At 64.0% G+C, this 12,686-nt stretch carries 14 protein-coding genes; 10 read left to right on the forward strand and 4 right to left on the reverse strand.

Annotated features, from left to right (window positions below; all coding sequences use genetic code 11):
* Positions 1 to 2: 2 nt before the first annotated feature.
* Complete coding sequence (gene arfB, locus SynRS9909_RS13285; RefSeq protein WP_038001008.1) at positions 3 to 431, reverse strand: alternative ribosome rescue aminoacyl-tRNA hydrolase ArfB; 429 nt, start codon at positions 429 to 431, stop codon at positions 3 to 5.
* 33 nt (positions 432 to 464) lie between these two features.
* Between arfB and SynRS9909_RS13290 the strand changes: the two genes are divergently transcribed.
* From SynRS9909_RS13290 to speB, 3 genes are all read left to right on the forward strand, one after another.
* Positions 465 to 929 (forward strand): hypothetical protein, encoded by a 465-nt coding sequence (locus SynRS9909_RS13290; protein ID WP_116431301.1) that lies wholly within the window; start codon positions 465 to 467, stop codon positions 927 to 929.
* A gap of 70 nt (positions 930 to 999) precedes the next feature.
* Positions 1,000 to 1,863, forward strand: a complete 864-nt coding sequence (speE, locus tag SynRS9909_RS13295; RefSeq protein WP_007101215.1) for a polyamine aminopropyltransferase — start codon at positions 1,000 to 1,002, stop codon at positions 1,861 to 1,863.
* 4 nt (positions 1,864 to 1,867) lie between these two features.
* A complete protein-coding gene (gene speB, locus SynRS9909_RS13300) occupies positions 1,868 to 2,728 on the forward strand; it encodes an agmatinase (RefSeq protein ID WP_007101214.1) in 861 nt (286 codons plus the stop codon).
* On the opposite strand, the gene SynRS9909_RS13305 is transcribed toward speB, so the two are convergent.
* Both SynRS9909_RS13305 and SynRS9909_RS13310 read right to left on the reverse strand, forming a co-directional pair.
* Complete coding sequence (locus SynRS9909_RS13305) at positions 2,722 to 3,135, reverse strand: Crp/Fnr family transcriptional regulator (protein ID WP_007101213.1); 414 nt, start codon at positions 3,133 to 3,135, stop codon at positions 2,722 to 2,724. The genes speB and SynRS9909_RS13305 overlap by 7 nt on opposite strands.
* A 102-nt stretch (positions 3,136 to 3,237) precedes the next feature.
* Positions 3,238 to 3,495, reverse strand: coding sequence for a hypothetical protein (locus SynRS9909_RS13310; RefSeq protein ID WP_240307737.1), 258 nt, complete (start codon positions 3,493 to 3,495; stop codon positions 3,238 to 3,240).
* A gap of 141 nt (positions 3,496 to 3,636) precedes the next feature.
* On the opposite strand from SynRS9909_RS13310, the gene gcvT reads away from it, so the two are divergent.
* The 7 genes from gcvT to SynRS9909_RS13345 all read left to right on the forward strand — a co-directional run bounded on the left by gcvT (position 3,637) and on the right by SynRS9909_RS13345 (position 12,181).
* Positions 3,637 to 4,737: a glycine cleavage system aminomethyltransferase GcvT gene (gcvT, locus tag SynRS9909_RS13315; protein WP_007101211.1), complete on the forward strand. Its 1,101-nt coding sequence runs from the start codon at positions 3,637 to 3,639 to the stop codon at positions 4,735 to 4,737.
* A gap of 60 nt (positions 4,738 to 4,797) precedes the next feature.
* Positions 4,798 to 6,618, forward strand: a complete 1,821-nt coding sequence (aspS, locus tag SynRS9909_RS13320; protein WP_007101210.1) for an aspartate--tRNA ligase — start codon at positions 4,798 to 4,800, stop codon at positions 6,616 to 6,618.
* A gap of 66 nt (positions 6,619 to 6,684) precedes the next feature.
* Positions 6,685 to 7,815 (forward strand): RNA polymerase sigma factor, RpoD/SigA family, encoded by a 1,131-nt coding sequence (locus tag SynRS9909_RS13325; protein WP_007101209.1) that lies wholly within the window; start codon positions 6,685 to 6,687, stop codon positions 7,813 to 7,815.
* A 50-nt stretch (positions 7,816 to 7,865) separates the two neighbouring features.
* On the forward strand, positions 7,866 to 8,348 hold the full coding sequence (locus SynRS9909_RS13330) for a Dps family protein (RefSeq protein ID WP_007101208.1): 483 nt from the start codon (positions 7,866 to 7,868) through the stop codon (positions 8,346 to 8,348).
* Positions 8,349 to 8,392: 44 nt separating this feature from the next.
* Positions 8,393 to 9,994 (forward strand): CTP synthase, encoded by a 1,602-nt coding sequence (locus tag SynRS9909_RS13335; RefSeq protein WP_007101207.1) that lies wholly within the window; start codon positions 8,393 to 8,395, stop codon positions 9,992 to 9,994.
* Positions 9,991 to 10,599, forward strand: coding sequence for a 7-carboxy-7-deazaguanine synthase QueE (locus SynRS9909_RS13340; protein WP_007101206.1), 609 nt, complete (start codon positions 9,991 to 9,993; stop codon positions 10,597 to 10,599). Before SynRS9909_RS13335 ends, SynRS9909_RS13340 begins: the two co-directional genes overlap by 4 nt.
* A 97-nt stretch (positions 10,600 to 10,696) precedes the next feature.
* Positions 10,697 to 12,181 (forward strand): hypothetical protein, encoded by a 1,485-nt coding sequence (locus tag SynRS9909_RS13345; protein ID WP_007101205.1) that lies wholly within the window; start codon positions 10,697 to 10,699, stop codon positions 12,179 to 12,181.
* 20 nt (positions 12,182 to 12,201) lie between these two features.
* Here SynRS9909_RS13345 and SynRS9909_RS13350 read toward each other — a convergent pair whose 3' ends face one another.
* A complete protein-coding gene (locus tag SynRS9909_RS13350; RefSeq protein ID WP_050752602.1) occupies positions 12,202 to 12,675 on the reverse strand; it encodes an ecotin family protein in 474 nt (157 codons plus the stop codon).
* Positions 12,676 to 12,686 lie beyond the last annotated feature (11 nt).

A 12,686-nucleotide genomic window follows, 5' to 3' on the forward strand; every position in this document is an offset into this window, starting at 1 on the left:
TGTCAATCCTCAAACGAAGGCCTGCCCTGCCGACGCCGTTTGAGCTGGCTGCGCTGTGCCTTGGCCTCAAGGCGCCGTTGCACCGCCGCCCGTCCGGGACGGGTGGGACGACGCTGGGGAGGGGGTGGCCTGAGCCCTTCGCGCAGCAGAGCCGCAAGACGCCCCAGGGCCAATTGACGGTTCTGCCATTGTGAGCGTTCCTCAGCCGCTACCACGCGCAGACAATCGCCCTCGAGGCGAGTTTTGAGGCGATCCTGAAGCCTGGCGCGACGGAACGGCCCCAACACACGGGACTGCTTCAGGTCAAACACCAGCTCCACACGAGAATCCGTGGTATTCACCCCCTGACCACCGGGACCGGAAGCACGAGAGAAGCGCCACTGCAGCTCCGCCGCCGGGATCACCAAACGCTCGTTGACGATGCAGTTCAAGGGATCAGAACTGAGCTGGACAAAGACGAAAGCATGACAACCCAACCACCGGCGGGTGCACTTAATCTAGAGAAGAGCCTGGCGGTGCGTTCAATGGCCTTTCAACTCAAGGAATTCTTTGCGCCCTGGCTCAACAGCACAACCGAGAAAAGATCGTTTTTTCTGGCTCACCCAAGGGAAGCCATGGAAGAAATCGTTGGCGTTCCAAGCGACATCGAAATCACGATTACCCAAAACAATCAGGAGATTTGGTTTCGCGCTTCTATCCCTAAACTGACGAACAACACAGCAGGATCGCTGGGGCATATGCGTCAAAACAACCAGCGCATTCTCAAGTGCCCTGTCTTAAAAGTCTCGGGAAGTGAATTCATCCAGAAGTACGAAAGCATTCTGATGGAGCACGGGATTCGCGTGCCAGATGATGTCATCGTTTCAATAGACAACGATGTCCAGGGCATGATTCATTTTGATGTGCGTCTTGACACCCTCTACTCCTGAAGGCCGATCTCTGACCTGACAGGAGACCTCCTGACGGTTTTAGCTGGACGTAGACCCTGCCACCCCCTGCATGACCCACAATGCCGCCCCCACCCCCGGCTGGGTCGACGAGCACCACCTCGGCGTTCGCTACGGACTGGAAGGCCGGGTGCTGGTGGAGGAACAGAGCCCCTTCCAGCGGATCACCGTGATCGACAGCCTGCGCTACGGCAAGGGTCTGCTGCTCGACGGCTGCTGGATGACGGCCGAGCGCCAGGAACGGCACTATCACGAATCTCTGGTTCACCCCGCCCTCTGCAGCGCCGCCCAGATCGAACGGGTGCTGGTGATCGGCGGCGGCGATGGCGGCACCGCCCGCGAGTGCCTGCGCCACCCGGGCGTTCAGCACCTCGACATGGTGGAAATCGATGGACGGGTGGTGAAACTGAGTCAGCAACACCTGCCCTCCATCGGTGGCGGTTGCTGGCAGGACCGCCGTTTTCACCTCACCGTGGGCGACGGCATCGCCTGGGCCGCCAACGCTCCAACCGCCAGCTACGACGTGGTGCTCGTGGATGGCTCTGATCCCGCCGGTCCGGCCGAGGGCCTGTTCAACCGCGCCTTTTTCGAGCAGTGCCGGCGCATCCTCAAACCCGGTGGCGTGTTCGCCACCCAGAGCGAGTCACCGGAGGCCTTCCGCCAGGTGCACATCGACACGGTGACGGTGATCCGCGAGGTGTTCGGCCACGCCGATCCGATGTACGGCTGGGTGCCGATGTATCCGAGCGGCTGGTGGAGCTGGACCTTTGCCGCCACCGACAGTCGCCGCTACCTGAATCCGGATCCCTGCCGCGCCGCCGCCGTGGCCGAGGGCTGCGAGATCTGGAGCCCCCGCTGGCAACGCGGCGCGTTTGATGCGATTCCCGCCGCGATCGAGCGGGCACTGAACGCCTGAGGCCATGACCTACCGCCCACGCTTCGACACCGACGGCGCCATCTTCATGGGCTCCAGGCGCGACCCCGGCGGCTGCCGCGTCGGCCTGTTCGGTGTGCCCTACGACGGCACCACCTCCTTCCGCCCCGGCACCCGCTTCGGGCCGGCCGCCATTCGGGAGGTGAGTTCGGGCCTGGAAACCTATTGCCCCCAGCTGGACTTAGACCTGGAGGCGATGGCCTTCGCCGATCTGGGTGCTGTCGACATTCCCTTTGGCGATCCGGAGCCGGTGGTGGAGGCGGTCAAGCAGGCCACCGACGCCGTGCTCTCCCTGGGGCTCAAACCGCTGATGCTCGGCGGTGAGCACTCGATCAGTTCCGGCGCCGTGGCGGCGGTGGCGGATAAGCATCCCGATCTGGCGCTGGTGCAGCTCGATGCCCACGCCGACCTGCGCCACGACTGGCTGGGTGCCCACCACAGCCATGCCTGCGCCATGCGCCGCTGCCTCGAGGTGCTGCCCAGTCAGCAGCTGCTGCAGCTTGCCATCCGCAGTGGCACCCGTGAGGAGTTCCTGGAGCTCCGTCAAACCGGACGCCTGATCGCCCGCGAGCGGATGCTCGAGGCCCTGCAACCGCTGCGGGGGATTCCCCTCTACCTCACCGTCGATCTCGACTGGTTTGATCCAGCGGTGATGGCCGGCACCGGAACCCCTGAACCCGGCGGCTTCCTCTGGAGCGACTTCGCCGAGCTGGTGGCGGAACTGAGTCACCACAACCTGGTGGCAGCCGATGTGGTGGAACTGGCACCCCAGCTGGATCCCTCGGGCGTGAGCAGCGTGTTGGCGAGCAAGGTGGTGCGGAGCCTGCTCATGCTGCTGCATCAGTAGTAGTGGCAGGCATCGAGCCGCTGCTCCCGCAGGCGGGTGTGCTGCCGCCCGAGCAGGCTGATCACCATGGTGGGGTGGCGGTGGATCAGCTCCAGAAAGGTGTTGCGAGGAAGACGCACCACTGAAACGGGAGTCAGCGCCCTGGCCTCGCGGCTGTGATGCAGCCGCTGGCGACCCAGATCCTCGAAAAAGAACACCTCGCCTCGGCTGTAACGCAGCCGCCCATCGAGCGGGGCGGACAGCTCCACCAGGCCCTGGTCGAGGGCATACACCGCCTTGACCCTCTCGCCACGACGGAAGAGCACACCGCCGGTGGGAAAGGTGAGCCGATCGGCGTGATCGTGTTCGGCGATCAACTCCACCGGCGATGGCAGGGTGCTGGTGGCGATCAACGCGTCAGGGTTCATGGACGAACCCCCATCCTCACGAACGCGCCGACTGGGCGGGGTCGCATGGAGCACAGAGCCCCACGGTGCATCGATTTTTTTGCTTTTCTTCAGGATTCCGGCTCATCCCTCCACTCCTGCTGCCACCGGCACGGGGCGCTGATCGAGTTCCAACTGCACATCAGCCCGAACACCTGGTGGCTCCAACGCCTGCAACCGGGGCAATTCGGGAGGCCTGGCCGTCCAGTGATGACACCAGGCCACGCGTGCCAGTTCCGCATGCACCGGTAACCGCCGCAAGCGACACCAGCCCCCCTCCGCCGCCGCAGCCAACCCACTCGCGGCGCAATGGAGACAGCTGTGGCAGCAGACGTCAGCCAAGCGGAAGACTCGGGAGCACCCAGGGTAAGGACGGTCAAAAAAGCGAACCAGTCGAAGCCACAAATCTGCGCCTTTACTTCCACTTTCAGACGCCAGCGGGCGGCAATCCATAGGATCGCCGCACACCGCATCAACGGCTGAATGGACCTGAAGCGCACGCCCCTGCACGACCTCTGTCTGGCGGCCGGGGCTCGCATGGTTCCCTTCGCGGGCTGGGAGATGCCCCTGCAATTCTCCGGTCTGCTGGCGGAGCACCGGGCTGTCCGCGAGGCGGCGGGCCTGTTCGACATCTCCCATATGGGCGTGGTGCGCCTGGACGGGACCAACCCCAAGGATGCGCTCCAAGGGCTGGTGCCAAGCGACCTGCACCGGATCGGGCCTGGCCAGGCCTGCTACACCGTGCTGCTCAACGCCAACGGCGGCATTCTCGACGATCTGATCGTGTACGACCTCGAGGATGGCGCCCTTCTCCTGGTGATCAATGCGGCCTGCGCAGCCCGTGACACCGCCTGGTTGCGCGACCACCTGGAACCGGCCGGGATCCACCTCAGCGATGTCAAAGGGGATGGCCTCCTGCTCGCCCTGCAGGGACCGGAGGCCAGGCAACATCTCGAAGCATTGTCCGGTAACGATCTGCAGGAACTGCCACGCTTCGGCCACCGCTGGCTACAGATCAGCGGCCTGACACCCGAGCCCACCCGGGTGCTGGCAGCACGCACGGGTTACACGGGTGAAGACGGTTTTGAACTGCTGCTGCCGCGCGAAGCGGGTCGGGCCCTCTGGTCACAGCTCCTGGAGCGGGGGGTGCGCCCCTGCGGGCTGGGTGCACGCGACAGCCTGCGCCTGGAAGCGGCGATGCATCTCTATGGTCAAGACATGGATCAGAACACCAGCCCCCTGCAAGCGGGGCTCGGCTGGCTGGTGCACCTGGAGAACCCGGTGCCGTTCATCGGCCGCGATGCCTTGGAGCGAGAGGTCGAGCAGGGCAGCGAGCGACGTCTGGTGGGCCTGCGCCTGGAGGGACGGGCGATTCCGCGCCATGGCTATCCGATCCTGCACGACGGCCAACCCGTGGGCACCATCACCAGCGGCGGCTGGTCACCAACGCTGGAAGCGGGCATCGGCCTCGGCTACGTGAGCCGCTCTCTGGCCCGCGCAGGCACCGATCTGGCGGTGGAGATCCGAGGCCAACAGCAGCCCGCCACGGTGGTGAAGCGACCCTTCTACAGGCGCCCGGGCTGAGCCAGGACCCGGTGGGGGCCCTATGGGAAACTCGCTTGTCTCCCACCACCAACAGATCCCATGCGCAGCAACGGATGCGGCGACCTGCGCAAGCAGCAGATCGACGACCAGGTGCAGCTCTGCGGCTGGGTGGACCGTCGCCGTGATCACGGTGGTGTGATTTTCATCGACCTGCGCGACCGCAGCGGCACCGTTCAGGTGACGGTGGACCCCGATCTGGGTGCGGAAGCCTTTGCCGTGGCGGAACATCTGCGCAGCGAATCCGTGCTGCAGGTGGCCGGCACGGTGCGCGCCAGACCGGAAGAGTCGCGGAATGAACGCCTCACCACCGGTGATGTGGAAGTGCTGGCCAGCAGCATCACCGTGCTCAATGGCGTGAAAGGCACCCTGCCCTTCCCGGTGTCGATTCACGACGAGGAAAACACCCGCGAGGAACTGCGCCTGCGCCATCGCTATCTCGATCTGCGCCGCAAGCGCATGAACGACAACCTGCGCCTGCGCGCCCACACGATCCAGACCGCGCGGCGCTTCCTCGAAGACGAGGGGTTCATCGAAGTGGAGACCCCGGTGTTGACGCGCTCCACCCCGGAAGGCGCTCGCGACTACATCCTGCCGAGCCGGGTGTGTGGCGGTGAGTGGTTCGCCCTGCCCCAATCGCCCCAGCTGTTCAAGCAACTGCTGATGGTGGGTGGCATCGAGCGGTACTACCAGGTGGCCCGCTGCTTCCGGGACGAAGACCTGCGTGCCGATCGGCAGCCGGAATTCACCCAGCTGGATATGGAGATGAGCTTCATGGATCAGGACGAGATCCTTGATCTGAACGAGCGCCTGATCAGCAGCATCTGGAAGGCCGTGAAGGGCGTGGAGCTGCCCCGTCCCTTTCCGCGGATGACGTGGCACGACGCCATGGAGCGCTACGGCACCGACCGGCCCGACACCCGCTACGGCATGGAGCTCACCAATGTGAGCGACATCGTGGCCAGCATGGGCTTCAAAGTATTCAGCGGTGCCGTCAAGGCCGGCGGTTCGGTGAAATGCATCGCCGTGCCCGGCGGCAACGACGCCGTGAGCAATGTGCGCATCAAACCCGGTGGCGATGTATTCAGTGAGGCCCAGCAGGCGGGCGCCGGCGGCCTCGCCTTCATCCGGGTGCGCGAAGGCGGCGACATCGACACGATCGGCGCCATCAAAGACAACCTCTCTGAAGAACAAAAGCAGGAGCTGCTCAGCCGCACCGGCGCCGAGGCCGGCACCCTGCTGCTGTTCGGCGCCGGCGACACCGCCACGGTGAACAAGGCCCTGGATCGGGTGCGCCAGGTCCTGGCCAGAGAGCTGGGCCTGGTGCCAGCGGATCGCAACAACGATCAGTGGAATTTCCTCTGGGTCGTGGATTTCCCCATGTTCGAGTTCAACGCCGATGAGAACCGCCTCGAAGCGCTGCATCACCCCTTCTGCGCGCCCAACGGCAACGATCTGGGCAGCGATCCGGCCGCCTGGGCCGAGACCCTGCCCGGCGCCCGCGCCCAGGCCTACGACCTGGTGCTCAACGGCCTCGAACTGGGCGGCGGCTCCTTGCGCATCCATGATTCAGCCCTGCAGCGCCAGGTGCTGAAGACCATCGGCCTGCCGGAAGCCGAAGCAAAGGAGCAGTTCGGCTTCCTGATCGAGGCCCTCGACATGGGGGCGCCACCGCACGGCGGCCTGGCCTTCGGCCTCGATCGGATGGTGATGTTGCTCGCTGGCGAAGAATCCATCCGCGACACCATCGCCTTCCCGAAAACGCAGCAGGCACGGTGCCTGATGACCGCCGCACCCGCCGGCGTCTCCGACCGTCAGCTTGAAGAGCTGCACGTAGCCAGCACCTGGGTGGATCCCGAATAGATTCCGCTCATTCCAGCCACCGGCAGCGATCCGGCGAAACCCTGAAGGCATTCAGGCGACTGGCTGTTGACCACAAGCGAACGATCGACCGGCGTCAGCCGGAGTCGCGCCGGTGCCGGCAACGACCTGTTGCGCCTGTATCTCCAGGACATCGGCCGGGTGAACCTGCTCAGCAATGAGGAGGAGGTGCTGCTGGCCCGGCAGGTGCAACGCCGGGAGCAGCTCCTGCGACAGGAGCGGGAGCTGGCTGAAGCGCATCCGGTTCTGCGCCGTTTGCTGGAGCTGGAGGAACTGCAGCAGCGGGAAGCCAATCACCACTGCCACTGGCCGACCCGCCAGGAATGGGCCCGGGCGGCAGGGATGAGCGTGGCCGAACTCCAGACGATCCTGAACGAGGGCTACGGCACCTGGAGCCGCCTGATCGAGCTGGAGCCATGCACGTTGAAAGCCCAGCTGCGCGATGGACGCCGCGCGCGCGACCGGATGATCGCTGCCAACCTGCGCCTGGTGGTGACGGTGGCGAAGAAGTATCAGCAGCGGGGTCTGGAACTCCTGGATCTGGTGCAGGAGGGCACGCTGGGCCTGGAGCGCGCGGTGGAGAAATTTGATCCCACCCGCGGTTTCCGCTTCAGCACCTACGCCTACTGGTGGATTCGCCAGGGCATCACCCGGGCGATTGCCACCCAGAGCCGCACGATCCGCCTGCCGGTGCATGTGACGGAGAAGCTCAACAGGATCAAACGGGTGCAGCAGGAAATCGCCAGTCAGGAGGGCCGGATCGCCACCCTCACCGACCTGGCCCAGAAGCTGGGGCTCAGCGAGGAGACCGTGCGCCTCACCCTGATGCGTGTGCCCCGCTCCGTGTCTCTGGAGCTGCGGGTGGGCAAGGAACAGGACACCCAGCTCGGTGATCTGCTGGAAGACGGCAAGGCGACCCCGGAGCAGGAACTGACCCGCGATGCCCTGCATCACGATCTAGAGCACCTGCTCGATGAACTCACCGATCGGGAAGCGGCGGTGATCCGGCTGCGCTTCGGGCTGGACAACGACACCCCCTGCACCCTGGCGCAAATCGGTGAAACGATGGCCCTCTCGCGCGAGCGGGTGCGACAGATCGAGACCCGGGCCCTGCTCAAACTGCGCCAGCCCCAGCGGCGCTGCAAGGTGCGCGATTACATCCAGGGTCTGGATTCCTGAGCGGAAGCGGCCCAGCGGCGCTAACAAGTGTTCAGACCGTCGCACCTGACATGGCCAGCGCTCCCTCGATCGACATCGGCATTGCCACCAGCCAGCGTGAAGAGATTGCCGCCGGGCTCAGCCGCCTGCTGGCCGACACCTATGTGTTGTATGGCAAAACCCACGGCTTTCACTGGAACGTGACCGGGCCGATGTTCAACACGCTCCACCTGATGTTCATGGAGCAATACACCGAGCTCTGGAACGCCCTCGACGTGATCGCCGAACGGATCCGCGCCCTCGGCGTGGTCGCTCCCCATGGCGGCAGCACCCTGGCCGGGCTGGCCTCAATCCAGGAAGCGGATCAGCAGCCGGCAGCGCTCGCCATGGTGCGCGAACTGGTGGCAGGCCATGAAGCGGTGGCCCGCACGGCCCGCAGTGTGTTTCCCCTGGCCGATGCCGCCAGCGATGAACCCACGGCCGATCTGCTCACGCAGCGGCTGCAGATTCACGAGAAAACGGCCTGGATGCTGCGCAGCCTTCTGGAAGCGTGATCCCCAGAGGGCGCTCGGTACATTGAAGAGTCGCCCGGGGGGTCATGGCCAAATTCGTCTTCGTCACCGGTGGCGTGGTCTCCAGCATCGGCAAGGGAATCGTGGCCGCCAGCCTGGGGCGCCTGCTCAAATCCCGCGGCTACAACGTTTCGATCCTGAAGCTGGATCCCTATCTGAATGTGGATCCGGGCACGATGAGTCCGTTTCAGCATGGTGAGGTGTTCGTCACGGAAGACGGCGCCGAAACCGACCTCGACCTGGGCCATTACGAGCGCTTCACCGACACGGCGATGTCGCGCCTCAACAGCGTGACCACCGGTTCGATCTACCAAGCGGTGATCAACAAGGAACGGCGGGGCGACTACAACGGCGGCACAGTGCAGGTGATCCCCCACATCACCGGTGAGATTCGCGAACGCATCCATCGCGTCGCCGCCAACTCAGGCGCCGACGTGGTGATCACCGAGATCGGCGGCACCGTGGGCGACATCGAATCGCTGCCTTTTCTGGAAGCGATCCGAGAGTTCCGGGGCGATGTGGGCCGGCATGACCTGGCCTACATCCATGTGACCCTGCTGCCCTACATCGGCACCTCGGGGGAACTGAAAACCAAACCCACCCAGCACTCGGTGAAGGAGCTGCGCTCCATCGGTATCCAGCCCGATCTACTCGTGTGCCGCAGCGACCGGGAGATCAACGACGAACTCAAACGCAAGATCGGCGGCTTCTGCGGAGTGCCGCAGCGGGCCGTGATTCCCTCGCTCGACGCCGACAGCATCTACGCCGTGCCCCTGACCCTCGAGGAGGAGGGCCTCTGCCGCGAGGTGCTGGATGTGCTGCAACTCACTGATCATGAGAGCGACATGACCGGCTGGTCCCAGCTGGTGCACAAGCTGCGCAACCCCGGCCCCGCCGTGAAGGTGGCGCTGGTGGGGAAGTATGTGCAGCTCAACGATGCCTACCTGTCGGTGGTGGAAGCGTTGCGCCACGCCTGCCTGGCCCAGGATGCCTCCCTGGATCTGCACTGGGTCTGCGCTGAGGAGATCGAGGGCCGCGGGCCCGAGCCTCTACTGCAGGGCATGGATGCGGTGGTGGTGCCCGGTGGCTTCGGCAACCGGGGGGTGGATGGCAAGGTGGCGGCGATTCGCTGGGCCCGTGAACAGCGGGTGCCCTTCCTGGGCCTCTGCCTTGGCATGCAAACCGCCGTGATCGAGTGGGCCCGCAACCAGGCGGGGCTGAGCGGCGCCTCCAGCGCCGAGCTGGATCCGGGCACGACCCATCCGGTGATTCACCTGCTGCCCGAACAACAGGATGTGGTGGATCTGGGGGGCACGATGCGACTCGGTGTGTATCCCTGCCGTCTGGCGCCGGGCACGATGGCCGCGCGGCTGTATGGCGCCGAGGTGGTGTACGAGCGGCATCGCCACCGCTACGAATTCAACAACGCCTATCGCAGCCTGTTCCTGGAATCGGGCTATGCGATCAGCGGCACCTCACCGGATGGGCGCCTGGTGGAACTGATCGAACTGCCGGATCATCCCTTCTTCACCGCTTGCCAGTACCACCCGGAATTTCTCTCCCGGCCAGGGCGCCCCCATCCCCTCTTCCGCGGCCTGATCGAAGCAGCGCAGCAGCGGTTGGCATGAGCGCAACGCTGCCCGTGGTGGAAACCTTCCACTCCCTGCAAGGGGAGGGTCTCCATGCCGGCAGAAGCGCCTTTTTCATTCGCCTCGGGGGCTGTGACGTGGGCTGCAGCTGGTGCGATACCAAACACTCCTGGCCAGCGGAGGCCCATCCGAAACGCAGCGTCGACAGCCTCGCCGCTGCCACAGCAGAAGCGGCCCATGCAGGAGCCGCCTTTGTGGTGCTCACCGGCGGTGAACCGCTGCACCACCAACTCGACGCCCTCACCGCAGCGATCCGGCGCATCTGCAGCCTTCCCGTGCATCTGGAAACCAGTGGCGTGGATCCCCTCAGCGGTGCACCCGACTGGGTCACCCTTTCCCCCAAGCGCCATCGCCCGCCACGTGCCGAGGTGCTGCAAGCCTGTGATGAACTCAAGGTGGTGGTGCACGAGCCGGCGGATCTGCTCTTCGCGGAGGTGGTGGCAACCCAGGCACCCCAGGCCACCTGGCTGCTTCAACCGGGATGGAGCAGCGAGGCAGGACAGGAGCTGGCGACGGACATGGTGCGCGGCAACCCGCGTTGGCGCCTCAGCCTCCAAAGCCACAAGTGGCTTGGGGTGCGTTGAAAGATCTGGTCATCGACGCAGCACGCCTGGCCTCAAACGCGCGGTGACTCGCGTCTTCCTTCGCATAAAATGATCCCGTTGACGCCGTCTATTTATTTTGGGCATTTTCGGACTCTCCCTTCCTGACTTGGAAATCTCGGGTGATTTCGACACTTACCGGCCCGAACAACCCATCCCTGCTGATCTCTACGGCTTGCTGCCGCAACTGCAGTGGTACGGGGGCTCAGCCTGCTTCCCCACCGCCGTCACCAATGCCCTGGCAGGCATGGCCGCCTGGCACGAAACGCCCGAACTGCTGGTGAGCGGAACCGATCGACACAACGGCCTGCTGAACACACGGCTCGCACTCGGCGACGCTCTGGAGACAACACCAGGAGGCACGAATTCAGACAATTACCTCTCAGGAATCCATCACTATTTCTCAGACCGGGGAGTGGCAAACGACTTTTCGGCTTCCTGGAATCCTAATTCAGGCACGCAACTCAATGTTTTCTCAGAGTTGGTGGCCGCCTTTGCTAAAGGGCCGGTAGTTTTCCATGACGATTACACGAGTGGAGGCGGTCACGCCCTCACAGGCATTGGCCTTGAGCTGAATGACAGCAACAACAACATGCGGATCGACCGCGGCGAAGCCTATGCGGTGATCATCGACCCCCTCAATCCAACCAAGACTTATTCACCCGACGCAATCAATCGCGCCGGCTTAACTGAAGCCGAGGCTATCGATCTCTGGAACACCACCATTCAGGCCAGACCCAATGCTGAGCCCTTCTTGCAGAGAGTGGAAATTTACCAGGATTTTGATCGCACCGAAAACCCAGGCATTCTGACTTTCAACTACGACCAAACAGCGATCCTCCCCTCGGCAACGATAGACATTGCCAACGGCCAGCCGCAGTTCAACACAGACGAGATCTGGTCGACAAAGGAGTTTTCAGGCGGCAAGGAAGGAAGTCTCTACGGCTTTGTTGGTCTGCAACGCAGCGAACTGCCCGACAACCTCAACAACTCGATTCAACCCACCGATCGCGAGACGGTGGTATTCAACTTCACAAACTTCATCACGAACAATCAGGTTGCCGTTGATCTCTTCAGCTATTTCAATGAATCATCTGAGTTCTCCAACGACCTGAGCTTCTACCAAGTGGCCGACACGCAAGGGTCCGTTTTTGATCCAATCAGCGGCGCACGGCTGTCTCCTGGCGACGCTGGCTACCGTGAGGCTGCACTGGTGCTGGCGCAAATCTTTGAGGCTGCGCCGAAGCTGGCGCAAACCTTTGAGGTCAGAGACAGCAGCAACGACGACCTCAGCGGTCGCATCTCTCAGGACGCCGCCCAGATGGGCAGCTTTTCCTTCGCCATCGAAGCCCTCGATGACACGGCCCTGATCGCTCCACTCGTGACGACCTCAGCCGGTGACACCTGGACACCATTTGCTGAAGCCAATCGCGATGGTCTCAACCATTTCCAGTGGGCAGGTGGTCTCTCCTTTCAAGTCGAGGATCAATTCGGTCTTGGCGATGGCGACTTCAATGATCTTCAGGCGGTGTTCACCCCTTTGGAGATCAACGGCATCGCCTGAACGACCTCAGCTGACCCCGATCACAGCTGCACCGCTGGCTGCTGGAGGGTCTCGGCCTTCCAGAGGCGCCAGCGCAGGGCGAGGTTGGCGGGCAGATCCACCACGATCGGCCAGGAGGCGTTGTAAGGCACCAGATCGGGCTGCTTGCCGAGGGAGAGAAAGGAAGGCTCGGGCTTCTGATCCGGCGGGCAGGCCTTACGGGTGCTGACGACCATCACAGGGCCTTTCACTTCAAACAGGGCCCGTCCCGACGCCTGCGGCAGGCGGCGCATCGTCAGACCAGGCCCCGACAGACGCTGCAGGTTGCAATCCAGCATCACCTCCCGGCCCACGATCAGCTGGATGCGCCAATCGATCGGGTTGGCAGAAATCCTCGGATCCGAGCTCTTCGGCAGCAGGCCGGAGGGCTGGATCACCCACCGCTTCAGACCGGGGGCCGGCGCAGGATACCCACTCAGATCGAGGCGGGGGATCGCCTTTGCAGGTGGTGCCATGGCTGCCGCAG

The organism is Synechococcus sp. RS9909 (assembly GCF_014279595.1).
GTDB lineage: Bacteria > Cyanobacteriota > Cyanobacteriia > PCC-6307 > Cyanobiaceae > Synechococcus_C.

Coding starts and splice junctions, on each gene's coding strand:
- SynRS9909_RS13350 (WP_050752602.1), bottom strand. CDS start 12,675: ATGGCACCACCTGCAAAGGCGATCCCCCGCCTCGATCTGAGTGGGTAT.
- aspS (WP_007101210.1), top strand. CDS start 4,798: ATGCGCAGCAACGGATGCGGCGACCTGCGCAAGCAGCAGATCGACGAC.
- speB (WP_007101214.1), top strand. CDS start 1,868: ATGACCTACCGCCCACGCTTCGACACCGACGGCGCCATCTTCATGGGC.
- SynRS9909_RS13330 (WP_007101208.1), top strand. CDS start 7,866: ATGGCCAGCGCTCCCTCGATCGACATCGGCATTGCCACCAGCCAGCGT.
- SynRS9909_RS13290 (WP_116431301.1), top strand. CDS start 465: ATGACAACCCAACCACCGGCGGGTGCACTTAATCTAGAGAAGAGCCTG.
- SynRS9909_RS13305 (WP_007101213.1), bottom strand. CDS start 3,135: ATGAACCCTGACGCGTTGATCGCCACCAGCACCCTGCCATCGCCGGTG.
- SynRS9909_RS13340 (WP_007101206.1), top strand. CDS start 9,991: ATGAGCGCAACGCTGCCCGTGGTGGAAACCTTCCACTCCCTGCAAGGG.
- speE (WP_007101215.1), top strand. CDS start 1,000: ATGACCCACAATGCCGCCCCCACCCCCGGCTGGGTCGACGAGCACCAC.
- SynRS9909_RS13335 (WP_007101207.1), top strand. CDS start 8,393: ATGGCCAAATTCGTCTTCGTCACCGGTGGCGTGGTCTCCAGCATCGGC.
- gcvT (WP_007101211.1), top strand. CDS start 3,637: ATGGACCTGAAGCGCACGCCCCTGCACGACCTCTGTCTGGCGGCCGGG.